The organism is Streptomyces sp. SID13031, from assembly GCF_010548305.1.
Taxonomy (GTDB): Bacteria; Actinomycetota; Actinomycetes; order Propionibacteriales; family Kribbellaceae; genus Kribbella.
In genome coordinates, this window is record NZ_JAAGLV010000001.1 from 207,006 (window position 1) to 229,600 (window position 22,595).

General features: G+C 68.1%; 19 protein-coding genes. 4 read left to right on the forward strand and 15 right to left on the reverse strand.

Annotated features, from left to right (window positions below; translation table 11 throughout):
• The first annotated feature begins 129 nt into the window (after positions 1–129).
• Positions 130–945 (forward strand): BTAD domain-containing putative transcriptional regulator, encoded by an 816-nt coding sequence (locus G3I17_RS00920; protein ID WP_164592940.1) that lies wholly within the window; start codon positions 130–132, stop codon positions 943–945.
• Positions 946–1,003: 58 nt separating this feature from the next.
• Here G3I17_RS00920 and G3I17_RS00925 read toward each other — a convergent pair whose 3' ends face one another.
• The gene (locus G3I17_RS00925) at positions 1,004–2,191 is read right to left on the reverse strand and encodes a glutamate synthase-related protein (protein ID WP_343238176.1); all 1,188 of its coding nucleotides are present in this window, start codon (positions 2,189–2,191) and stop codon (positions 1,004–1,006) included.
• A 217-nt stretch (positions 2,192–2,408) separates the two neighbouring features.
• Between G3I17_RS00925 and G3I17_RS00930 the strand changes: the two genes are divergently transcribed.
• Positions 2,409–3,455 (forward strand): matrixin family metalloprotease, encoded by a 1,047-nt coding sequence (locus tag G3I17_RS00930; protein ID WP_164592942.1) that lies wholly within the window; start codon positions 2,409–2,411, stop codon positions 3,453–3,455.
• Here the strand turns inward: G3I17_RS00930 and G3I17_RS00935 are convergent.
• The 6 genes from G3I17_RS00935 to ddaH are packed head-to-tail and all read right to left on the reverse strand — an operon-like array spanning position 3,440 to position 8,780.
• Complete coding sequence (locus G3I17_RS00935) at positions 3,440–4,708, reverse strand: amino acid permease (RefSeq protein WP_239062086.1); 1,269 nt, start codon at positions 4,706–4,708, stop codon at positions 3,440–3,442. The genes G3I17_RS00930 and G3I17_RS00935 overlap by 16 nt on opposite strands.
• A 28-nt stretch (positions 4,709–4,736) precedes the next feature.
• On the reverse strand, positions 4,737–5,750 hold the full coding sequence (locus G3I17_RS00940; RefSeq protein ID WP_164592946.1) for an asparagine synthetase A: 1,014 nt from the start codon (positions 5,748–5,750) through the stop codon (positions 4,737–4,739).
• Positions 5,747–7,111, reverse strand: a complete 1,365-nt coding sequence (locus tag G3I17_RS00945; RefSeq protein WP_343238177.1) for a methylaspartate mutase — start codon at positions 7,109–7,111, stop codon at positions 5,747–5,749. The genes G3I17_RS00940 and G3I17_RS00945 overlap by 4 nt, the downstream gene beginning before the upstream one ends.
• The gene (locus tag G3I17_RS00950; protein ID WP_164592948.1) at positions 7,108–7,572 is read right to left on the reverse strand and encodes a cobalamin-dependent protein; all 465 of its coding nucleotides are present in this window, start codon (positions 7,570–7,572) and stop codon (positions 7,108–7,110) included. The genes G3I17_RS00945 and G3I17_RS00950 overlap by 4 nt, the downstream gene beginning before the upstream one ends.
• Positions 7,573–7,617: 45 nt before the next feature.
• Positions 7,618–7,953, reverse strand: coding sequence for a hypothetical protein (locus G3I17_RS00955; RefSeq protein WP_164592950.1), 336 nt, complete (start codon positions 7,951–7,953; stop codon positions 7,618–7,620).
• On the reverse strand, positions 7,950–8,780 hold the full coding sequence (ddaH, locus tag G3I17_RS00960; protein WP_164592952.1) for a dimethylargininase: 831 nt from the start codon (positions 8,778–8,780) through the stop codon (positions 7,950–7,952). Before ddaH ends, G3I17_RS00955 begins: the two co-directional genes overlap by 4 nt.
• 139 nt (positions 8,781–8,919) lie before the next feature.
• Between ddaH and G3I17_RS00965 the strand changes: the two genes are divergently transcribed.
• Positions 8,920–10,317 (forward strand): hypothetical protein, encoded by a 1,398-nt coding sequence (locus G3I17_RS00965; protein ID WP_203589574.1) that lies wholly within the window; start codon positions 8,920–8,922, stop codon positions 10,315–10,317.
• 62 nt (positions 10,318–10,379) lie between these two features.
• Here the strand turns inward: G3I17_RS00965 and G3I17_RS00970 are convergent, their stop codons facing one another.
• The gene (locus tag G3I17_RS00970) at positions 10,380–11,678 is read right to left on the reverse strand and encodes an MFS transporter (RefSeq protein ID WP_164592956.1); all 1,299 of its coding nucleotides are present in this window, start codon (positions 11,676–11,678) and stop codon (positions 10,380–10,382) included.
• Positions 11,679–11,910: 232 nt separating this feature from the next.
• Between G3I17_RS00970 and G3I17_RS00975 the strand changes: the two genes are divergently transcribed.
• Positions 11,911–13,155, forward strand: a complete 1,245-nt coding sequence (locus tag G3I17_RS00975; protein ID WP_164592958.1) for a cytochrome P450 — start codon at positions 11,911–11,913, stop codon at positions 13,153–13,155.
• Between the two features lie 60 nt (positions 13,156–13,215).
• Here G3I17_RS00975 and G3I17_RS00980 read toward each other — a convergent pair whose 3' ends face one another.
• The 7 genes from G3I17_RS00980 to G3I17_RS01010 are packed head-to-tail and all read right to left on the reverse strand — an operon-like array spanning position 13,216 to position 22,483.
• Positions 13,216–15,006 (reverse strand): ABC transporter substrate-binding protein, encoded by a 1,791-nt coding sequence (locus G3I17_RS00980; RefSeq protein ID WP_164592960.1) that lies wholly within the window; start codon positions 15,004–15,006, stop codon positions 13,216–13,218.
• A gap of 38 nt (positions 15,007–15,044) precedes the next feature.
• Positions 15,045–16,301, reverse strand: coding sequence for an ATP-grasp domain-containing protein (locus G3I17_RS00985; protein ID WP_164592962.1), 1,257 nt, complete (start codon positions 16,299–16,301; stop codon positions 15,045–15,047).
• Between the two features lie 23 nt (positions 16,302–16,324).
• Positions 16,325–17,473: an FAD-binding oxidoreductase gene (locus tag G3I17_RS00990; RefSeq protein ID WP_164592964.1), complete on the reverse strand. Its 1,149-nt coding sequence runs from the start codon at positions 17,471–17,473 to the stop codon at positions 16,325–16,327.
• 5 nt (positions 17,474–17,478) lie between these two features.
• Complete coding sequence (locus G3I17_RS00995) at positions 17,479–19,137, reverse strand: class I tRNA ligase family protein (RefSeq protein WP_164592966.1); 1,659 nt, start codon at positions 19,135–19,137, stop codon at positions 17,479–17,481.
• Positions 19,134–19,601, reverse strand: coding sequence for a cupin domain-containing protein (locus tag G3I17_RS01000; RefSeq protein ID WP_164592968.1), 468 nt, complete (start codon positions 19,599–19,601; stop codon positions 19,134–19,136). The genes G3I17_RS00995 and G3I17_RS01000 overlap by 4 nt, the downstream gene beginning before the upstream one ends.
• A 2-nt stretch (positions 19,602–19,603) precedes the next feature.
• Positions 19,604–21,139 carry a PqqD family protein gene (locus G3I17_RS01005; RefSeq protein WP_164592970.1) on the reverse strand — a complete coding sequence of 512 codons (1,536 nt, stop codon included), beginning with the start codon at positions 21,137–21,139 and terminating at the stop codon, positions 19,604–19,606.
• A gap of 36 nt (positions 21,140–21,175) precedes the next feature.
• Complete coding sequence (locus G3I17_RS01010; RefSeq protein WP_164592972.1) at positions 21,176–22,483, reverse strand: SidA/IucD/PvdA family monooxygenase; 1,308 nt, start codon at positions 22,481–22,483, stop codon at positions 21,176–21,178.
• Positions 22,484–22,595 lie beyond the last annotated feature (112 nt).

Genomic DNA, 22,595 nt, shown 5'->3' on the forward strand with positions numbered 1-22,595 from the left:
ACGCAGGGGTCACCAAAGAGGAGGTCGCCGATGCCCATATCGGGAGACGGGTCCGGCAAAGATTCTCGCCGTAACGGAGCGTCGCCCAGTAATCACAGGAAGTGGGAATTCATGCCTGTGGGGGGACTTATGAGTAGTAAATCTCCGGAACCGGGGAATCCCGATCCGGAGACTCTGGACGAGGAGAATCCGGAAGCGGCCAAACTTCGGCTGCTGGACGGTTTCCGGGTCGTCGTCGACCAGCAGACGCTGTCCATCCCGCTCAGCGCGCGGCGCGTGGTCGCGTACGTCGCGCTGCGCGGCCGTTCGAGCCGGGCCGAGGTGGCCGGGACGCTGTGGCCGGAGGTGTCGGACTCGAAGGCCCAGGCCTGTCTGCGGACGGCCCTGTGGCGGCTGCGCCAGCTGAGCCGGTACCCGTTGGTCACCGGCGACGAGACGCTACGGCTGGATGAATCGCTTGATGTAGACGTCAGCACGCTCGTCACCGCCATCCGCCGGGTGATCAACGACGGCGAGTGCGGGGCCGACCAGGGCTTGTTGCCGACGCTGGCCACGATGGGGGAGCTGCTTCCCGGCTGGTACGACGACTGGGTGCTGCTGGGGCGGGAGCGCCTGCGCCAGCTGCAACTGCACGCGCTCGAGCTGACCGCCCAGGCGCTGACCTGCGACGGCCGGTACGCCGAGGCGATCGAAGCGGCGATGGCCGCGGTTCGCCTGGAGCCGTTGCGGGAGAGCGCGACCAGGGTGCTGATCGAGGTACATCTGGCCGAGGACAATGTGGTCGAGGCGTTGCGCCGGCTGGAGTTCTTCCGCAAGAGCCTGGAGAGCGAGCTCGGGGTCGAGCCGACCGCGGAGCTGGTGGATCTGGTCCGCAGCCGGCAGACCGTCTCGCACGCGCGCCGCGCAGTACCGGAAATGCTCCGCAGTAACCGACATCTGGCCTAGTCCATTTGCCCTGCGTCCGTAATCGGTGGACATTTCCGGACGCAGGGCACGGATTGAATCAGTTGTTTGACGGACCCCACACATCTTCGGGGGAGAGCGCCTCGACGTGGTATTTGCCGAGGGCGCTGGTGAGTAGTTGCAACTCCAGCGCCAGGCACTCGACCAGGTTGGCCAGGCCGTTGTCCGGGTCGGTGTCCACCGCGATCAGGGCGGCCCGGCCCAGGCCGGCCGCATTCGCGCCGAGCGCCAGGCATTTGGCGACCCGTGCGCCCTCCCACATCCGGCCGGACACGAGCAGACAGTTGGCAGCCGAATCGGCCCGCTCCTGGCCGATCCGCCGCAAACACTCGCCGAGGGGCAGCCCGACCTGGTCGAGGAACACGCGCGGGGCCCAGCCCGTACCGGCCTCGGCGCCGTCGATCGTCACCGCGTCCGCGCCGGCCTCCCAGGCCACCTGTGCAGCCGCCGAAACGTCTCGCGCCGGTGGCAGCTTCACCCAGATCCGGGCCCGCGGGTAGTTGTTGCGCATCAGCCTGATCTGCTGCCGCAGGATCTCCGCGGTGAAGCTGCCTGGGCTGCTGCTGCGCAGGACCTGACCGTTGCCGACGACCGGGTCGAGGAGATACGCGTCGGCCAACCGCTCGGCCGATTCGCTGCTCATCAGCGTCATCCCGCCCAGACCCGGTTTGGCGCCCTGCCCGACCTTGAGCTCGAACGCCAACCGGCCGGACTGCAGCAGTGGCAGCGCGTTCGGGTCGCTGTAGACCAGGTTCCACACCTCGGCGTCGGCGTCCTCGGTGCTCTGCTGGATGACGACTCCGCCGTAGCCGTCCAGCGCCTCGTCCTGGTACGCGCTGATCCGGCCGAGCAGTGAGCGGCCGGCGTCTTCCTCGAGCCGGCCGTAGCTGTTCATCGGCATCACGTTCTCGCCGACCACCATCGGGATGCCCAGCCGCCCGGCCTGCCGGCTGGCAGAGATCCCGAGCGCGACGCTGGCCGCCTCGGTCGAGCCGAACGCCGAGACGTACAACGGCAGCGCGGACCGGAAGCCGCCGATCGTCGTCTCCAGCACCACGTCCCGGTAGACCGGTTCGCGGGCCAGGTCGACGAGCTTGGCGAACCGCTGCGGTACGAAGACCGGCGGCACCAGCCGCAATCTGTCGATCGGGCAGTCCTGGCTGCCGGACTGGGCATCGACTTGGGCGCCGAACAACGAGTGCCCGTACTCGTTCGCGGGCGGGAACACGTCGGCAGCACCGGTCTTGGCCCGGCTTCGGACGGCTGCCTCGGGGAACGTCTCGGCGCGCAGGATGCCCTCCTTGATTGGCTTCTGCCCCAGAGAGGCCGCAAGTCGCGCCGGAAAATACGACTCACTTCACGGACACCCGTATCATCCGCGCGGTGCCGCCTCCTCAACTAGATCAGAAGGCCGTTCGACTCAGATCTCGGCCGGGGGGCACCTCATGAAACTCCAGTGGAAGTCCAAACCCGCGATCACGCTGGTGATCGCCTTCACGGTGGGTATCGGCGCGCTGCCGGTGCTGGCCACCGGCGGCGCCGTCGCCGCCACGAATCCCTGCCGTCTACCGGGCGGCATCCTGCACTCCGAGGCTCTGGCAACGCACTCCGCGGTGGAGTGCGGCGCTGTCGGCAGGCTGGTCGACGCCGGCGACGGCGTCGCACTTACCGTCCAGCAGCCGGGGGAGAGCGTCACGATGGACCTGCTGTATCCATCCGGCGCCCGGACCTACAGCTCGACCACCGACGAGAAGGGTCTGGTCAGCGTTGCGGTCCAGACTCCCGCCAAGCACCAGCCGACGAATCAGTTCCCGGATCTGGCCGGGCCCGGTGCCTGCGACCGGGACACCTACGAACTCCGCGACTACAAGTGGCGCTCGCCCTGGTTGTTCCGTACGACCTGGGGCACCAAGCTCGCCACCAACCGCCAGTCCGACTTCGACGCGGCGGTCCGACGGTCCCTCGCCAACATGACCCAAGGCAAAAACACCTGTGGCCTGCGCGGCAAGAACGGCGCATCCGGCGCTCTGCTCGGTCACACCGCCCGGCAGGGCAACTTCCTGTACGCCGATGGACAGACCACCTGTGGCAAACGCGATCGGCACAGCGTGATCGACGAGGGTGACCTGCCCGGCGGCTCATTCGAGGCGACCCTGGCCTGGACGTGTACCTGGTCCGAAACCAGACACGGCGTGACGCGAGCCGTCGAGGCCGACATCAGGATGAACAGCGCCGACTACGAATGGACCTACGACCCGGCCAACGATCCCAAGTGCATTCCTGCGCTACCGCCGGAGAAGGACCGCTGGCGGTACGACGTGGAGTCGGTCCTGACCCACGAGATGGGGCACGTGTACGGGCTGGTGAACCTCAGTGCCGTCGAGGACCTCAACCTGACGATGTACCCGGGTGTCCGACGCTGTACTGGACACATGCGCACTCTCGGCAGCGGTGATGTCCTCGGGATGCAGGCGCTCTACGGACGACGCTGACGCCGGCTGAGCCAGCGGTAGAGGAGTGCAGCCGCAGTGACGATCAGCGGCCAGACCAGGTAACGACCGGCCGTCAGCAGGAGGACCAAGACGGCCCCCTGCGCGATCAGGGCAGCAAGGCGAGCCTTGCTGCCCTTCGGTAGCAACTTGACGGCCGCGGCGACCCCGACGGCGTACACGGTGACGAACAGCCCGGTGGTGAGCAGCACTAGGGAGGAGGGCTCGATTCCCGCCGCCACCACGATCAGCGCTGTCACCGTGGACATTCCGGCGAGCAAGGCGAGGCTGCGACGCGGTATCTCGCCGGCAGCGCTGCCGTGGGCCAGCCACTTCGGCAAGGAGCCGTCGCGGGCCAAGGCCGCACCGAGCTTGGAGGCGCCCGCGTAGTACGCGTTCATGGCGCCGAAGCTGAGCAGGAGCGCGGCGCAGGCGGCGAGGATGCGGGAGTTGCCGCCGAGGCCGATCGCCAGTAGATCGCCGAGCGGTGCATCGGTCTCAGCAGCACCGGCGCCGAGGACAGTGATGGTGGCGAAGGCGACGCTGAGGTAGAGCACGCCGACGACTGCCACTGCGATGGCGGTCGCCCGCGGCACGTCCCGAGCCGGCCGGCGGAACTCAGCGGTCAGGTGGGTGACCGCTTCCCAACCGACGAAGCTCCACACCAGCAGTGCTGCCGCCGGGCCGATCGCCTTCCAGCCATGCGGCGCGAACGGATGCAGGTTGGCCAGGTCCGCGTGCGGCAGCGACAGCGCGACCGCCCCGACCAGGAAGACGGCGAGCAGGACTGCCAGGCCGATCTGGACCCGGCCGGTCACCTGGATCCCGAAGGCATTGGTGGCCGGTACTGCGAGGATCAGGAACAGCATGGTCGCCAGTACCGTCTTCTCGCCACCGCCGATGCCCGCCTCGACATAGCCGCCGGCCCAGAGCGCGGCGGCCGGACCGCCGACGGGCACGGACAGGTAGAAGCACCAGCCGACCACAGCTGCCGCCTTGTCGCCGAACGCCAGCCGGGCGTACGTCGCGACGCCACCCGAGTCGGGATAGCGCGCGCCGAGCGCGGCGAACGTCGCCGCCAGGGGAGCGGAGACCACCGCGAGGCCGAGCCAGGCGAGCAACGACGCCGGGCCGGCCACCTCGGCGGCCAGGGCAGGCAGTGCGATCACACCGGTGGCCAGCACGGCCCCGACGTACAAGGCAGTGCCCTGGCCGAGGCTGAGCCGGCCGACCGGCTGTGTGGTTGCGTCCGTCATGCGGGACATCTTCGCCGCAAAAGGTTCATCACGGCGAAGGGATGCCCGGAACCTTCGGGAAGGCGCTCGCCTGCCAGACCGAGCCGAGGCCGGCGACGTACCGGGTGAAGCGTTCCAGCCCCAGCCCGAAACCGGCGCTGGGCGGTACGCCTTCCTTGAGCAGTTGCAGGTACCACGCGTACTTCGCCGGGTTCTCGGCCGTCTCCCGCATCCGCGCGACGATGGTCGCGTAGTCCTGCTCGCGCTCGGAGCCGCTGCACAGCTCGCCGTACCCCTCGGCCGCGATCAGGTCGAAGTTGCGGAGCATACCGGGCTGGTCCTTGCTCTCCTTGTCGTAGAAGCCGCGCGAGCCCTTGGGGTAGTCGGTGACGAAGAACGGCCGGTCGACCTGTTCCGACAACATCGCCTCACCGACCCAGTCGATCTCGGCGTCCGGGCTCTGGTCGTGGCCGATGGCCCGCAGATCGGCGACCGCCTCCGCGTGCGTACGACGGCCGAACTGGCCGGTCAGTACTTCGGCGAGCGCGCCGGCGTCCCGGCCGAGGCTGTGCAGTTCGCCGGGCAGATCGGTCAGCACCCGCTCGACGACGTACCGGACGAGACTCGCGGCCAGCTCGATCGCGTCGTCGCGGCCGGCGTTGGCCATCTCGCAGTCGATCTGGTGGAACTCGGCCAGGTGCCGGCTGGTCGACGTGGTCTCCAGCGGTTCCAGCCGGACGTTCGGGGCGATGAAGAAGATCTTGTCGAACGAGGTCAGCGCGGCCTGCTTGTAGAGGATCGCGCTCGTCATCAGCTTGTAGCGGTGGCCGTAGTAGTCCACGTCGACCTGCTTGGCGCCACGGGCGCCCGGGTCGGTGACCGGGCCGATGATCGGCGGCAGCAACTCCATGAAACCGCGGCCGTCGAGGAACTCACGGGTCGCGGCGAGAATCTTGTTCTGGATGACCAGTACCGAGCGGGTAACCGGTGAGGTCAGGTGCTCACGCGGACTGGCCGGCAGCGGGGCGTCGGCCTGGGTGGGGGGTATCCGGGTCTCGGTCATCTGCAGTACTCCTTGTGAGGTCGTCCGGCCGGCGGCGGTGGGTCGGGATCAGGAAGCTGAGCGGCCGCCGGCGCTGCTTGGTATTCCTGCTCGAGGCTGGCGCTGTCGAACTTCCGCTCGATGTACGACAGCGTGGTGAGCAGCCCTGCCGCGGTCAGCTTGGTGTTGCCTGTGTGGCCGACCCGTTCGAGGCTGACACTGCCGCGGATCGGCATCGACCCGACTGATGACCACTGCAACCGCCCATGGTCGTCGAGGTAGCTGCGGGCGCGGCCCGCGTTGTCCGGGTGCAGGCAGTACGGCACGTCGAGGTACCCGCGGCGGAACGCCATCACCAGGGCCGTCCCGAGATCCGGGTCGAGGTTGACGACCGCCTCGATCAAGGCGGTCGCCTCGGCGTGGATGCCGGTGTCCTCGACGTCTCCGATGATCCGGGTGCACCGAGCGGCAGCGGCCGAGGCGGTCTCCAGCGCGGCGACGTTCTCCGCGAAGGTGGGGATCCGGTAGCCCTCGGCAACTGTCTTCACGATCAGCCGGGCGCTCGCCGTCCGGACGGCCAGCCGGGCGGCCTCTTCGAGCAGCCGCGAGGCGCCCTCGGGAGTACGTGGGTACACACCCATGTAGGTGTAGATGACGACATGCCAATCGACGTCCGGCAGCCACTGGGCGGCCAGCCGGCGCATCGCGAACACCGCTTCCGCGTCCTGGTCCGGGTCGGTCTGCTGGGCATAGCTCAGCGAGACGCTGCGGATCCCGTGCTGGCGGAAGAACATGCACTCCAGCACGCTCAGCGCGACCAGTAGGCCGGGCGGGCAGAGCTGGCCCATCATGCAGCCGCCGAAGCTCTCCAGGTGCGGTTCGACCCCGCTCTCCCGGACCTCGGCCAGCAACTCGCAGCTGAGGGCCCAGTTCGGGATCGACTCCGTCAGCGGCACCCGGCTGTAGGGCAGGCAGTACGAGACCGGCCCACCCTCGGTCGCGTGCAGACCGGCTCCGATCAGCGACTTGATGATGGCCGCGGGCAACGGTGAGCCGTGCCGGATCTGAACCGGGAAGTCCGGGCCGACCAGGCCGTCCAGTACTGCGCGGGTGGTGATCAGGTCGTGCGCGACGATCGGGTAGCCGTTCAGGTCGATACCGGCCGCGAGCGCGGCGCTGGCGCTGGCGTTGTCGCCGACCCGGGTGTAGCTGTCGAGGGTGATCGTGCCGACGGTGGTCGCGGCCGCGGACTTGGTGAGTTCCAGCCCGTTGCGCATCGCGGTGGCGTCGCTGACGCCCATCCGCGGCTGGACGACGAGCCGGCCGGCCTGGTGTGCACGCGTGACGAAGTCACCGAACGAGCCGGTGGAAGGGAGGTTCACGAAGCAACGCCCGTGGTCAGCTGACGGACGTACGACTGGAAGGCGGTCAGACCGGTCCCGTCGTCGAAGACCGCGTTGAACCCTGCGGACATCAGCTTGGCCCGGCTGCCGTCGGAGCCCGGTCCGGCGATCCCGAGCTTGCCGCCGATCACCATCGGGATCTCACCCAGCTCGGGAAGCTCCCGGAGCTGGGTGATCACCCGCAGTCCGTCGTGGAAGCCGTGCCCGTTGACCGTGCTGACCACGACCAGATCGGGCTGCAACCGACGGCTCTCGGAGATCAGCAGCTCGTCCGGCACGCAGGCGCCGAGGTTGTGCACCCGGTGGCCGAGCTCTTCGAGGACCAACTGCAGGAACACCAGGTTCCAGGTGTGCGAGTCCGACGAGACGCTGGTCAGCAACACGGTCAGATCGCCGTCCCCGACGGTTCTGCCGGCAGGAACGGCGGCGACATGATCCATGACAACCAGAGCACCGGTCCGCGCTGCCCTGATACACCGGCCTGCTCAGTCTGGACTGATCTCGTCGAGCTGGGAGACTCCGGTGGCAGCCTGGGGGCCGTACCGCTCCCAGTGCTCGTGCAGCCGGATCCGCCCGTCGGGCAGCATCTCGGGCGTGCTCTCGCAGCGCCCGGCCAGTACCGAGCCGTCGGCCAGCGCCATCGTGTAGGTGAACTCGATCGACCCGTCCGGGTGGCACAGGCCGGTCAGCGAGCCACGCCGGACGCTGCCGCCACCGAAGTCGCCCCACAGGAGGTCACCGCGCTGCCGGTACGTCGCCGACGGGCCATCGCCCTCGGCGTGTGCGACATCGCGGAACCTCCTGCCGTCGTAATCGATCATCCGGCCGGGGCTTCGTCGTGCAGCTCGAGGATGCAGCACTTCACGCCGCCGCCGGCCCGCAGCAGCTCGGAGACGTCCATCCCGATCGGCTCGAACCCGGCCTTGCGCAGTTGGGCGGTGAGGTTCGCGGCGCCTTCGGGCATCAGCACGTGCTTGCCGTCGGAGACCGCGTTGAGGCCGAACGCCTCGGCGTCCTCGTGGGTGGCGATGATCGCGTCCGGGAAGAGCTGGCGCAGGATGGCCTGGCTGCCCCGGGTGAAGGCCTCGGGGAAGTACATGATGTTGTGCTCGTCCAGCGCCGACAGGGCCGTGTCCAGGTGGTAGAACTTGTCGTTCACCAGGGTCAGCCCGATCACCGGGCGGCCGAAGTACTCCTCGGTCTCTACGTGGCTGCGGCGGTCGGTGCGGAAGCCGTTACCGGCCAGGATCCACGGTCCGGCGGCCAGGAAGTCACCTTCGCCCTCGTTCGACAGCTCCGCCTGTTGCACTGACAGCCCGCGAGCCGCGAACCAGTCGAGGTAGCCAGGCGACTCGGCGTCGCGCTCGGCGTACACGAACCGGGCCACCAGGGCCTTGTCGCCGTACACGGTGGCGCCGTTGGCGGCGAAGACCATGTCGGGCAGGCCGGGCAGTGGCGGGACGAGGTCGACGGTGTGGCCGAGGTCGACCAGCTGGTCGTGGATGCGCTGCCACTGGTCCATGGCGATCGACTGGTCGGTCGGTTTGCCGGGGTTCATCCATGGGTTGATGGAGTAGGTGACGTCGAAGTGGGTCGGCGGGCACATCAGGTAGTGGCGGGTGGTGTGCCGCCTGGCGATGGTTTCCATGCCGACAAGAGCGCGCCGATGGCGTCGTCAGATACCTCACCCATGGGGTGTATTTCCAGCGCGGGGTGGAGGTCTCTGTCCGAGTAGGAGCGGTCTGCTCCGCCCAGCCAACTCGGAGGTCCGACATATGGTTACCGGCTTGAGCCGAGCTGAACTCAGTGCGCAGTACCTGGACGAGGTCAAGCGACGCGGGATCTCGGCCGGCGAACTCGTCAGCACCCAACCGGAGTCCGTCGGACTCCAGTCCTTCTACGGCGGCCGGTACCTGTCCCGCCCGCTCTTCCTCGGCGCCGAGGAGACCGAGCAGCTCGGGCACGACATGGTGACGATGCATGCCGCGCTGGTCAGCCTGCCCGACAAGTTGTACGGCGGTGACTTCGCCGCCTTCGGCAAGGCCGTCGGCCTGAGTGACGTCCAGGTGTCGGCGGTTCTGCGCAGCCGCGGCACCACCGTCACCAAGCAGAGCCGCGGCGACCTGTACCTGAGCGAGACCGGCTTCAAGCTGCTCGAGTTCAACATGGGCAGCGCGCTGGGCGGTATCGACCAGTCGGACATGGCCCGGGCGCTGCTGGACCAGTCCGTACTGGCCGACTTCGCGAAGCAGCACCGGCTCACCTATGTCGACACGATGCGCGAGCAGGTCAACGACATGTTGGTCGAGAGCGGTTTCGAGCGCGGGTCGCGGCGGCCGGTGATGGCGACCGTCGACTGGCCGGCCAGCTACGAGACGCTCGAGCCGTACATGGAGCACTTCTCGGGGCGCCTGACCGAGATGGGGATCGACACCGTCTACGGGCACATCGGGATGCTCGAGGTGCGCGACGGCGGGGTCTGGCTCGGGGACGCGAAACTCGACATCATCCAGCGGCTGTTCATGCTGGAGGACCTCGAGGACCCGGACTCGCTGGCGCTGATGGAGCCGGTACTGGACGCGGCGGCGCGCGGTGAGGTGAAGATCTTCACCCCGCTGGACTCGGAGATGTTCGCCAGCAAGAGCGCGCTGGCGATGCTGTCCGACGAGGCGAACCGCAAGCACTTCGACGAGCAGACGCTGGTCAGCCTGGACCGGATCCTGCCGTGGACCCGGGTGGTCCGCAGCGAGCCGGTGACGCTGGAGGACGGCAGCCAGGTCGAGCTGATCGACTACGTGCTCAGCCACCGCGACGAGCTGGTCCTCAAGCCGACCCAGCTGCATGGTGGCGAAGGAGTGCTGCTGGGCTGGCGGAAGGACACCAGCGCGGAGCTGTGGGAGGAGCGCGTCCGGGCGGCCGTGGACGGTCCCTGGGTGATCCAGCGCCGGATCCGCCCGGTGGTGGAGTACTTCACGATGCCGGACGGCGACCCGGAGCCGTGGCTGGTGAACTGGGGCGTCTTCACCGTCGTCAACGGGTACGGCGGCGTCTTCGCCCGGGCCAACACGGTCGAGTCGGACCTAGAGGTGATCCGCCTGAAGGGCGGCGCCTACGTCGGCTGCGCCATGCACGTCCTGCCGGAAGACTCGGACGTAGAACCCGGCACCGCACTCCCGGTCAAGTAACGACAACAAACCGCGCCGCGACCCGCAAGCGGGCCGCGGCGCGGTTTGTTGTCGGTGGTTGATTAAGTGGCCGGTTCGGTGCTGGGGTCGGGGGTGGTGACTTTTTCTTCTACCGGGGCCTCGTCGGGGCGGCGCATGCCGATGCGGGCGCAGACTGCGGAGAGGACTGCCACGCCGGCGGCCCAGAGCCAGAAGGTCTGGCCGAGGTGGGACCAGGCCCAGACGCCGACGGCCGGGCCGACCGCGTTGCCCAGGCCGAAGACGGTCAGCATGGCGCCGGAGTACCGGCCCAACAGGTGCGGTGGCGCGACCATGCCCGGGTAGGCGAAGGTGGTCGGCGCGCCGATGATCTCAGACGCCGTCCAGATGATCGTGCCGACGATCAGCAGGGCCGGGATCAGCGCGATCGCATAGACGCCGTACCCGACCGCGACCAGGCCGAAGCCGGCGATGGCGGTGATCCGCAACGGCCAGGTCTGCACGTACTTGGTGGCCGGCACTTCGCAGACCGCCACCACGATCGCGTTCGCCGAGACCACCAGGCTGTACCACCACAGGCTCAGGCCGTCGTCGAGGATCGCCAGCGGAAGTACCGCGAGGTACTGGCAGTAGACGATGGTCACCAAGAACACGGCGGCCAGGTAGAAGTCGTAGCGCCAGTCGGACAGTACGGCGCGGTAGCCCTGCTTCTTCTCGGCGGCCCTCGCCGCGGCCTTCTTGGCGATCTCTTCCGGGGCCGCCTTGCCGGGCAGGTACTTCCACGCGATCGCGCTGTAGAGCACCGCGGCGAACGCCTCGGCCCAGAACAGCAGGTTGTACGAGACCGAGACCAGCGCGACGCCGACGATCGGGGTGACCGCGGTACCGAGGTTGATCGCGAGGCGGTACATCGCCATCGTCATCACCAGCTGGCCGGGCTTGGTCAGCTCGGCCAGCATCGCCTGCGCGGCCGGCCGGTTCAGCTGGCTGACCGTGCTGACCACGAGGATCGCGACCAGGATCAGGCCGTACGGCTTGATGTACAGGATCGAGACGATCAGCGCGGCCGAGCCGAGCATGCTGATCAGGGTGGCCGCCCGGGCGCTCAGCCGGTCGGTCAGCCAGCCGCCGACGAACGAGCCCAGTACGTGACCCGCGCCGTACACACCGAGGGCGAAACCGGCCTCGCCGGCCGAGAAGCCCTTGTGCGTCATGAACAGCACCAGGAAGATCTGCAGGAAGGCGCCAAGCCGGTTGACGAACACACCGAACAGCAGGGCCTTGGACGTCAGTGACGTCTGCCGCCAGGTCGCGATCGCGCCGAGCCCGGTGCCCGGCGGCTGCTCGGCCGGGGCCGGGTCGCGGTCGACTTCTTCACTCATCGGTTACTTCTCCCCTGGGGGTCGGGCAGGCGCACCGTTCCGGCGGTTTTGCCGGTGGGCTTTTGGTCCCGCAGGCTACCTCGCCGAAGGCCTCACCAACAGGGTCTGGAGGGCAACAAAAAACGCGTATCAGGGGTGCCTGCCGGCTGCCTCTAGGGGATGACGGCGATACATCGCGGAGCGCGTGTGCGCCCCTGTCGTTACGCCCCCTTGGCAGGAGGATCGGACCAATATGACCATCGAAATCCATCGGGACCTCGATCGAATCCCGGACGACTTCATGCAGAGGCCGTACGAGATTCTCGAGCCCTACCGGAAGGCGGGCCGCGTGCACCACGTGGTCTTCCCGCACGGAGCCGACGTCTGGCTCGTCACTCGGTACGCGGACGTACGGACGCTGCTGCAAGACCCCCGGGTGAGCAAGGACGGGACCCGGATGAACGAGATGTTCGCCCGGCACACCGGCACCTACGTCGAGACCGACAAGCCCGATGTCGGCTTCGACGACGAGCTGTCCCAGCACATGCTGAACACCGACGCCCCGCGGCACACCCGGCTGCGTTCGCTGGTGAGCAAGGCGTTCACGCTGAAGCGGATGGAGGACTTCCGGGCCCGGATCGAGGAGCTGGTCGGGCAGTACCTGGACAAGCTCGAGGGTCGCGACGACGTCGACCTGGTGACCGAGTTCGCCCAGCCGCTGCCGATCGTGATCATCTGCGACGTGCTCGGCATCCCGTTCGAGGACCGGGAACGGTTCCAGCAGTGGGCGGTCGAGCTGGTCGGAGCGGGGCACCCGCCGGAGGTGGTCGAGCAGGCGTCGAAGAACGTGCAGGAGTACGGCCAGGCGATCATCGACATGAAGCGCAAGAACCCCGGCGACGACATGGTCAGCGCGATGATCGAGGGCAACCCGGACGGTGACCGGCTGACCGACGACGAACTCGTCGCGATGATCTTCCTCTACACCGTGGCCGGCCACATCACCTCGCAGCACACGCTGTCGAACTCGATCCTCAGCCTGCTCACCAACCCGGACGCGATGGGCCGGCTACGCGGCGACCTGTCGCTGATGTCGCAGTCGATCGACGAGCTGATGCGCTACGACGGTGGCGTCGGGGTGGCCACCTTCCGGTTCTCGCTGGAGGACATCGAGATCGGTGACACCGTGGTGCCGGAGAACAGCATCATGGCGCTGTCGATCCTGTCGGCGCACCGCGACGAGGAGCAGTACGAGAACGCGAACAAGCTGGACCTGGACCGCAAGCCCAAGGGCGTCCTGGGGTTCGGCCACGGTCCGCACTTCTGCATCGGCCAGCCGCTGGCCAAGATGCAGACGAACATCGCGCTGACCCGGCTGCTGGAACGCTTCCCGGATCTGCGGATGACCGCCGACCCGAAGTTCCTGGAGTGGGAGCCGAGCACGTTGCTGCGCGGCATGCACCACCTGCCGGCGGCGACCACCCCGCTGAAGCACTGACCTCAGGCACCAAGAAAGCCGCCCCAGCTCTTCGAGCTGGGGCGGCTTGCGTTGCGGGGATCAGTCCTCGACGTAGTACCAGTCCTCGGGGTTGATCAGGCCGTACGGGTTGCAGGGCTCGACGCCGCGCAGGTTCTTCGCCACCTCGAACATCCGGTTCGGGAACCCCGGCGACCAGATCGTCGGCACCTGCTCGGCGATGTAGTCCTGGTAGGCGTACATCGCCTCCGGGTCGTCGCTGTGCACGGTCGCGTCGATCAGCTTGTCGGCCACCGGGTCGGAGTAGTCGCCGAAGTTGCTGCCGGCACCGGTCGCGAACAGCATCTCGCCGGTCAGGTGGCCGTAGAACGACCAGCCGCCGTTCCAGGTGTTGAGCTCCCACAGCCGCTTGCTCGCGACGTTCGGGCTGTGGTCCTCGGCCACCATCACCGAGCCGTAGACGGGCTCCAGCTTCAGCTCGATCCCGGCCTTGGCGGCGTCGGCCTTGAAGATCTCCAGCAGCTTGAGCAGTGCGTCCTTGCCCTCGACGTACCGCATCGTGAAGGACAGGTGGGCGCCGATCTCGATGCCCTCACCGGCGCAGCCGGCCACCTCACCGGGCTGCACGCAGCCGGCCGGCATCGTGCTGGTGTCCCAGCCGTGCGCCTCGAGCAGCGCGTTGGCGGCCGCGGGGTCGAACGGCAACGGGTCCTTGAGTTGCTTGGGGGACACGTGGGGGTTCGGCGGCGACAACGGCACCGGGCCGTCCATCCGGTAGGCGTTGCCGTTGAAGACCTCGCTGATGATCCGGTCCTGGTCCAGGCACATCTGCAGCGCCTGCCGGACGTAGGCGTGCTTGTAGATCGCCGCTGCGTCGGAGTCGTTGTCGAAGTTGAACGGCATGTACCTGACCACGAACACGTCCTGCGGCACCACCCGGTACTTCTCGGCCAGCGGGTCCGGGCTCCCGTCGGTGACCTCCATGCCCGGCGGCAGGTAGCCGATGTGGATCCCGTTCTCCGCGTCCGGGCCGGCCAACAGCCGCTCGTACATCAGGTCGTCGGTGTCGTTCTGCACCTGCCGGAACTCGGCCAGCTGGGGCTTGTTCGGGCCGGAGTAGTTCTCGTTCGGGACGAAGGTGACCAGGCCGTCGAGGTCGTAGCTCTTCAGCTTCCACGGGCCGCTGACGACACTCCACACCGGACTTGCGGCCCAGCCGCCGCGGTGCAGGTTGGCCTCCTCGGTCCACTCGCCGTTCTCCGACACCAGGTAGTCGTAGACGGCCGGAATGTCGTCCTTGTCGAACGAGGCCCGGGCGGGTCCGTCGGCGGTCCGGTCCCAGGCCTTCGGCATCGGGGTGATCAGCGACAGCTGGTTCATCTCGATCCAGGTCTTGGAGTACACCTCCTGGAAGGTGAACTTGACCTTGTCCTCGGCAACCTTCTCGTACGACGTCAGGTTGTCCGGGAAGTAGCCGGGCACGTAGTACCCGAGCCGGTCGCCCTTGACCGCCATCATGTTCACCCAGAACATCACGTTGTCGGCGCAGATCGGCTCACCGTTGGACCACTGCCAGGGCTTCAGCGTGACGGTGACGCTCAGCCCGTCCTCGCTCCACTCCGGCGGGTAGGCCAGGCTCAGGTCGTGGTCGACGCCGGCGGCGCCGTTCTTGCCGAGCCAGTACAGCGGGCGGAACATCAGGATCTGGAACTCGTACAGGTTCCGGATGCCGATCCGCTCCCGCGGCGTGAACGGGAAGATCGCGGCCGGCGGGAAACCGGGGTTGCAGGCCCAGGTGACGATGCCACCCTTGATCGGCCGGCCGGCCTCGGTCGGCTGGCCGGAATCCTGTGTGGTCAACGTTGTGGACATCAGGTCACCCTTCTAATCAGCTGGAGCTCATGGTTCTGTCAGGCAGTGGCGGGCAGGGCCAGGCGGACGTCGATCTGGGCGGCGAACTCGTACGCCGTCGCGATCGCCTCGTCGAAGGTCGCTCCGCTGGTACAGAGGAAGCCGAGAATGTTGTTGCCGTCCGGCGGGCGCCGCACGACATCGCCCGGCTTGGCGGTGATCTTGAGGAAGAACACCCGGTCGTCGCCGGCCACGGACGGTGGCACGGTGATCTGCTCGATCCGGCCGGGGCCACTGATCAGGCAGGTACCGGCCAGATGAACGCCGGTCGGGTGGTAGTGCCGGACGTCGGGTTTGTTGCCAACGGCCACGGCCATCACACCGCGGATCGGGCAGTAGCCCGTGCTCAGCCGGGCGAAGTAGTCCAGCCCGCCACCACCCGGCCGTACCGCGATCTCCAGCATGTGCGGTTTGCCCTGGTGGAAGCGGACCTCGGCGTGCATCACGCTCCGCCGCAGGCCTTGCGCGTGCGCCGCCGCGGTGACGACCTCGTGGACGGCGGCCAGCTGGTCGGCGTCGAGGGTAGTCGGGGCCTGGTGCGCGTCGTCATCGAAGGTGTTGCCCTCGATCGTGATCCGGTCGACGATCGAGCCGAGGTACACCTCGCCGTCCCAGACGACCGCCTCGATCTGCAGCTCCCGGCCGTCCAGGAACGACTCGACCAGCAGCCCGTACGGCCCGAGGTCGAGGCCGTCGGCCTCCATCCGGAACCAGGACATGCCCGCCATCCCGGCCTGCGCCTGCGGGAACCGGGTCCGCAGCTCGTCCGCGCTGTCGACCTTGAAGACGAAGTTGCTCGCGGCACCCAACGTCGGCTTGAGGATGATCGGGTAGCCGAACTCGTCCGCTGCCGCCAGCGCCGCGGTCAGGTCGGGCACCAGCCGGTACTGCGGTACCGGCGCGCCGCCGCGTTCCTGAGCCTCCCGCATCAGCAGCTTGTTCCGGCTGATCCTGGCCGCATCGAGGCCGACCGTCGGCAAACCCAATGCCTCGGCCACTGCGGCGACGGTGAGGACACCGGACTCGGAGAAGGTGAGGAGGCCGTGGAACCCTTCGGCCTCGTGCCACTCGCGAGCGGCCGCGATGATGTCGTCGATGTGTTTGGAGCCGGCGATCCGGTACCGGTCGGCCGGCCAGTAGCCGTCCTCGCCGAGGCCGTTGAGAACGAACAGCGTGCCGCCGAACTCCTCGACCTGCTGGTAGCGGGACTGGTAGTAGCCGGCGTTCTGTACGGCCTCCAGCGCGAGCAACTTCATTGTGACTTACACAGCATCGTGATCTACTCCTCACCGACCGCGGCGAGCTGGCGCGGCCTGTCGATCGATTCAAGACCGGTCGGGCGCGGTGCTGCGCCCACAGCGCGATCGGCGATCGCCCGGGCGATCTGGGGTGCGAACTTGAAGGACATCCCGCCGCAGGCGGCGAACGCCCACACCGTGCCTGACCCGTAGGAAGCCAGCAGCGGGCCACCTCGCGTCCGTTCGGACAGGTAGTAGCCGTCGGTGGCGCCGACGATTCCCGCCGGGTCGAAGGACTGGATCACGTGGGAGAACAGCTCGATGAGGTGGTGGCGCCATTGATCCGGCGTGCCTCGGTCGGTCATCTCGTCCACTGGCCTGCAGGCGCTGGCCGCACTCAACCGCATCGGTGCATCGGACTGCGGCACGATCGGCATGAACCAGGCATCGCCAACCGGACCGAGGCCCAGGACAACAGGCATCTCGGCCCAGTTCCGCCGGCAGGTGGGTGGCCGGTACGAGAGAACACTCTGGCGGTACAACGTCAGGTCGGAGCCGACCGAGCCGGCCAGCAACTCGCGCGACCAGGGCCCGGCGGCGACCACTACCCGGTCCGAGGTCAGCGTCCCGCCGTCGGCGTACCGGACCACGCCAGCGCCGTCGACCGCAGTCACCGAGACGACCTCCCGGTGCGGATGCAGGCGCACCTGAGGCTGCTCGCCCAGCCAGTGAGCCATGGCGACCAACGCGTGGTCGGCCAGCACCACACCGGCCGTGGCCTCTAGTACTGCGGCAGTTCCCTCGGGGAAGTGCACGCGCGGATACCAGGCGGCCACGTCTTGCGGCGACAGCGCCCAGGCCTTCGCGCCGACTGCCGTGAGGGTCGCGAGCTCAGCCGACGCGTTCTCGGCCGACACCGCGGTGAGCGCTCCGGTCGGGTGGTAGAACCGCGCGCCCAGCAGACGTTCCACATCGAGCCAAGCGGTATGGGCGCCCGCAGCCGCGGTCGTCAGCGCAAAGTCGTTGCGATGCAGCGCCCGTACCACCCGGAGCCGGTCGTTCGACGTGGCCAGCGGCGAGGGGATCGGACCGGCGTCGACCAGATCCACCTGGTCGACGCCGGGCGCGCGGACGCACTCGATCGCGGTGAGCAGCCCGATCACGCCACCACCAACCACCGTGATTCGCACGGGGGTCACCCACCTCCGGCGAGCGCACCGCCGGTGGGTTCGGCCGACAACAGCGGCGGCGCGAAGGGGGCGACCTCGGTGACGTCGAACGCTCCGGTGACCAGTACCCCGGCGTCCGGCATACCGTCGAAGACGCCTGCCTCGCGGGCTGCCGTCGCGAGGTCGATGAGGAGGGGAGAGGCCAACGCCAGCAGGGCTTTGACCTCGCTGAACAGTTCGCCCCAGGCCTCGGGCTGCTCGTCCAGGCCGATACCGTCGAGGGCTGCCGCGCGTTTCCGCAGCCGGTCGATGTGGACCAGCACGGTGTCCGCCGAGCGGTTCAGGTTGAACGTCGGCATCTCGTAGCTGAGGTCGAACCGCTCGAGCATCGCGACCACCCGGCCCCGCGCGGTCGGCGTGACCGGCAGCTTGGCGCTGTCGTCGCCGGCGTTGGCGACCGCCTTGGCCAGGATTCCGGCGAGCTGGTTCCAGGGACCGATCAACCGGTCCTCGGCCATCTTGTCCAGGCCGGCCCGGCTGAAGGTGGACCGCTGGTACTCCGGTGCGGTCAGCGCCAGGTAGAGCCTGGCGACGTCCCGCGGTACCTCTTTCAGCAGCTCCTGCGGCGTCAGCACGTGCCGCTTGCTGGTCGAGAACTTCGAGCTCTCCAGCTCGTAGAACTCGTTGTTGATGATGGATTCCGGCCAGACGTACTTGTCGCCGTGCGCCATCAGCATCGCGATGTGCGGCAGGCAGAAGTAGTACGCGTTGTCGAAGCCGAGGAAGTGCACGATCCGCAGGTTCTCCGTCTTGCGCCACAGCTCGCCGGGCACGGTGTCGCGGCCGAGCTTGCGGGCGGCGTACGAGGTGGTGAACATGCCGGCCGGGATCAGTTCGAGCCAGGCGTTGAGCACCTGACCGGGGACCTCCGGGAACTGCGCGTCGATACCCCAGTTCAGCGGGAAGGTGATCGGGATGTCCTGCAACGGCCGGGCCATCAGCTCGGCGATCATCTGCCGCACGTGCGGCCGGCGGTGGGTGGCCAGCGATTCGTGGTACTTCGTCAGCCGGTCGCGATACTCCTCCAGCGGGAGCACCATGATGGTGGCTTCGCGGTAGGTGAGCTCGTCGGAGGGGTTGATCGTCGAGTGCGGGTTGATCAGCTGGTCGAAGTTGTTCGGGTGGCAGCAGGTCTCGCACAGGCCACCGCGGCTGCTCGACAGGCAGACCGGGCAGTCGCCCTCGATCAGGCCCTCGACCATGAACTCGCCGGTCCGCTCCAGGAACGGCAGCCGGACCGTCTTCAGTTTGAACACCCCGGCGGCGTGCAGCGCGCTGAAGTACTGCAGGACCGTTGCCTTGTACATCGAGTCGAACGGGCCGAAACCGTCGTAGGAGATACCGATCGCCTGCAGGGCTTCCTGGATCTGCCCGGTCGAGCGCTTGCAGAGCTCCTCCGACGTGATCCCCTCGCGGGCGGCGGACGCGACCACGTAGGTCTGGCTGTCGTCGGTCTCGGTGGTGAAGATGACGTTGCGGCCGCGGGCCCGCTGGTAGCGCGCGTAGACGTCACCGGCCAGGTACGGCCCGGCGATGTGGCCGAGGTGCATGCCACCGTTGGGAGTCGGGTTCGGGCCCAGGACGAGGACGGGACGGTCGTCCTCGGAGGGCAGTACGCCGGTCACGCGGTGACCCCCGCTCGCTCTGCGCTCTCGATCGCCTCGGCGGTCGCGGAGTTCTCGGCTTCCTTCTCATGCGCCTCGGCTGCGAGCTTCTCGGTCTCGGAACCGGCGTGCTCGGCCAGGAACCGGTGCGACATCTCCGGGTCCCACCAGATGCTGGTGAAGACGAAGTCCTCGTCGTTGTGGTTGTGCACCCGGTGCAGCTGACCCGGCGTGAAGTAGCAGACGTCACCGGCCCGGAAGGGCTGCCGCTCGCCACCGCACTCGACCTCGACCTCGCCCGACACGGCGACGAAGATCTCCTGCTCGTGGTGCGTGTGCAGCTTCGAGACCGTGTTCGCCCGGCAGATCGCGTACGAGACCTCGAACGGCGCGTTCAGCACCGCCCACGGCATCAGCCGCTGGGTGTCGACGCTGTACTCGTGCAGCAGGTTGTCGCGATCCAGCCGGGAGATGTGTACGACCATGATTACCTTCCCGAAATCTGTTCGAAGGTGTTCGGACCGTTCTGGGTGTGCCGGGTCTCGATGACGGCCTTGTGCGGGTCGCCCTGCAGGATCAGGTCGATCACCGGCGTACCGCCGCCGCCGGGCGTCTGCACCGACCGGCTGTAGAGGACGCGGAGCTGGCTCGCCTCGAGCCCGCTGAGCTGCTCGATCTCGGCGGCCAGCTCCTGGTCGCCGGTCACGCCGGCCAGCAGGCTGTGGATCTCGGTGAGCCGGCCGGACAGCTCGGGGTGCTCGCGCTCCAGGAACTGTTCGAGGCCGGCGCCCTGCCCGGCGAAGGGGGAGTACGTCATACAGACCAGGTGCGACTCGGTCAGCGCGAAGGTTTCCAGCGCGTACTCCTCGGCCAGCGTCCGCATCCGCAGCAGCGCGTCCGGGGTGTCGTAGCGGGCCCGCATCATCTCGATCAGGCCGGCCGGGATGTCCTTCTTGCGCATCAGGCCAAGCGCGAAGTCGACGTACTCGGCCATCCCCTCGTCGTACGAGCGCTGGAACAACCGCTCGGCCTTCAGCCCGCGCAGGTGCGCCATCAGGGCCGGGTTGGCGCAGTCGGACTCGGTGAAGCTGAACGCCAGGTCGTCGAACTGGAAGCCGAGGAAGCCGGTCAGCAGCTCGAAGTGGTCACCGGCCGCGTAGTCGGTCTCGTTGTAGATCGAGAAGAACTGCAGGTGCTCCGGTACGTCGGTGCTGACCTGCCGCTCGGCGATCGCGGTGGCCGCGTCGGGGCCGAGGATGTCGGTGAAGTACGCGCCGGCGATGTCGTCGAGCTGACCGAGTACCTTGCCGAACCCGTTGTCGGTGCTGGCGTGCGGCCGGATGGTGGCCGAGTCCGTCGCCCGGATCTGGCGGGCCAGCCGGCCGACCCACGCGGTGTACTGGCGCTGCTCGCGCGGTGAGTCGCCGGTGATGATGATGTCGGCGCCGTCGCCGTGAGCCGCGGCCACCCCGAAGGCGTTGAAGACGCTGAGGTTGCAGGAGTTGCAGAACGTCGGCCGGCCATCGGCGAAGGTGCGGTGGCCGGTCATCAGGATGTCCAGCCGGTTGCGCCGGATCACGTGCTCGCGTTGCGGCGAGTCGACGTAGAACTCCGACACCTCGTCGCCGTCGACCAGCAGCAGTTCGCAGTCCGGGTCGTCGAACAGCCGCAGAGCGTGGTACTCGCGGTCGATGTTCTCCATCACCGGCCGGGGCATGCCCGCGTGCCGGTTGGTCGCCACCCGCATCTTGAACGTGCGGCCGTGCACGCGATACAGGATCAGCTGCATCGCCCGGACGAAGGCCAGCGTGTACGAGCTGTCCTTGCCGCCGCCGTAGGCCACCATGACGAGGTTGCGTTCCAGCTCCTCGCGGTACGGCAGCTCGGCCTGGAGCCGGACGCTGCAGCTCAATGCCTCGGCCAGGATGGCCGGTGGCATCGCTGCCTGCAGACCGGCGAAGGTCTGCTCTCGGGCCCGGGCCACATCGTCTAGTGGGGTCCGTTCGAGTTCGACCATTGCCATCCGGGCTCTCCTCGGGGTGCGCGGTTCTGCCACCCGTTAGAGCCCGGCCACCTCGTGCCCTGATACAGCCGCGGCAGGGATCCGTTCGCGATGGGCGATGATGTCGCGACAGATCTCCTCGGCACGCTGCGCCAGGACGCTGAGCAGGGTGTCGGAGATGCCGTGCGTCTGCTCGTTGACGCCCTGCAGGTAGCAGGCCGCCGAGCTCGGTACGCCGAGCTCCAGCTGGTACTCGCGGGTGACGTCGATCCGGTCCAGCTCCAGGTCGCTGGCGAGCTCACGGACGAGTCGCGGCATCCGTACGTCGAAGCCGGTGCCGAGGAAGACCACGTCACGGTGCAGCTCGGTGACCGTTCCGGTCCGGCGGTCGGTCAGCTCCAGTACGAGCTCGTCGCCGGTCTCGCGGGCGCTGGTGATGTCGACCATCGTGATGAGCCGGCGCTCGTTGCGGTTGTTGAACCGGTCGAGGTACAGGTCGTTGTACAGGTGCTCGAGCATCGGGGGAGTGACGACGGAGTAGTTGGTCCGGTGCATCTCCCGGAGGATCTGCTCGCGCGCCTCGGGCCGGGAGTCGTAGAACTCGTCCACGAACGCCGGGTAGTACAGCTCGTTGGTGAACTTGCTCGACTGGTCCGAGCTCAGCCCGATGGACCGCATCAGCCAGGCGACGTCGCTGTCGGGCAGGTCGTCGCGCAGCGCCCGGAAGATCTCCGCCGCGCTCTGCGAGCTGCCCACCACGGCGACGCGGTACGGCATCTCGCCGGACAGCTCGGCGACGCGCTGGCGGTACTGGGTGCTGTGGACGACACGGTTCGGCGGCAGGTCGGCGAGCGCCGGCGGGATGTTGGCCTCGCGGCTACCGCCGTACACGAGGTACCGGCTGGTGATCGTGCTGCCGTCGGCGAGCGTGGTGACCCAGCCGGTCACCACCCCGGCCTCGTCCCGCCGGGCGCGCATCGAGACGACCTGCTTGCCGAGCTCGATCCGGACCTTCTCGAGCGACCCTGCGACCCAGCGCAGGTACTCGGTGAACTCCACCCGGTACGGCGTGAAGGTGCTCATGTTGACGAACTCGTCCATCCGCCCGGTCTCGAACAGGTGGTTCAGGAACGAGAACCTGCTGGTGGGATCGCGCTGGGTGACCAGATCCTTGAGGAACGACACCTGGCTGGTCGCCCACGGCATCAACATGCCCTGCTGCCAGGCGATCGTCGAGTTCCGGTCGATCAGCAGACTGTTCGCCGCCAACTCCGGCGCCAACTCCTCGAGCGCCACCGCCAGCCCCAGGTTCGACGGCCCGGCACCGATCGCCAGCAGTTCGACTTCCACGCTCTGTACGGACATCTACGCCGCCCTCGTCTCGGGTCTGAATCACCTCCCTTCGAGAGCACCTGACCGGCGTCCGCTGATACACCGACCCTGTTCACCATGGTTTCGGGGAAGCAGGATGCGGTCG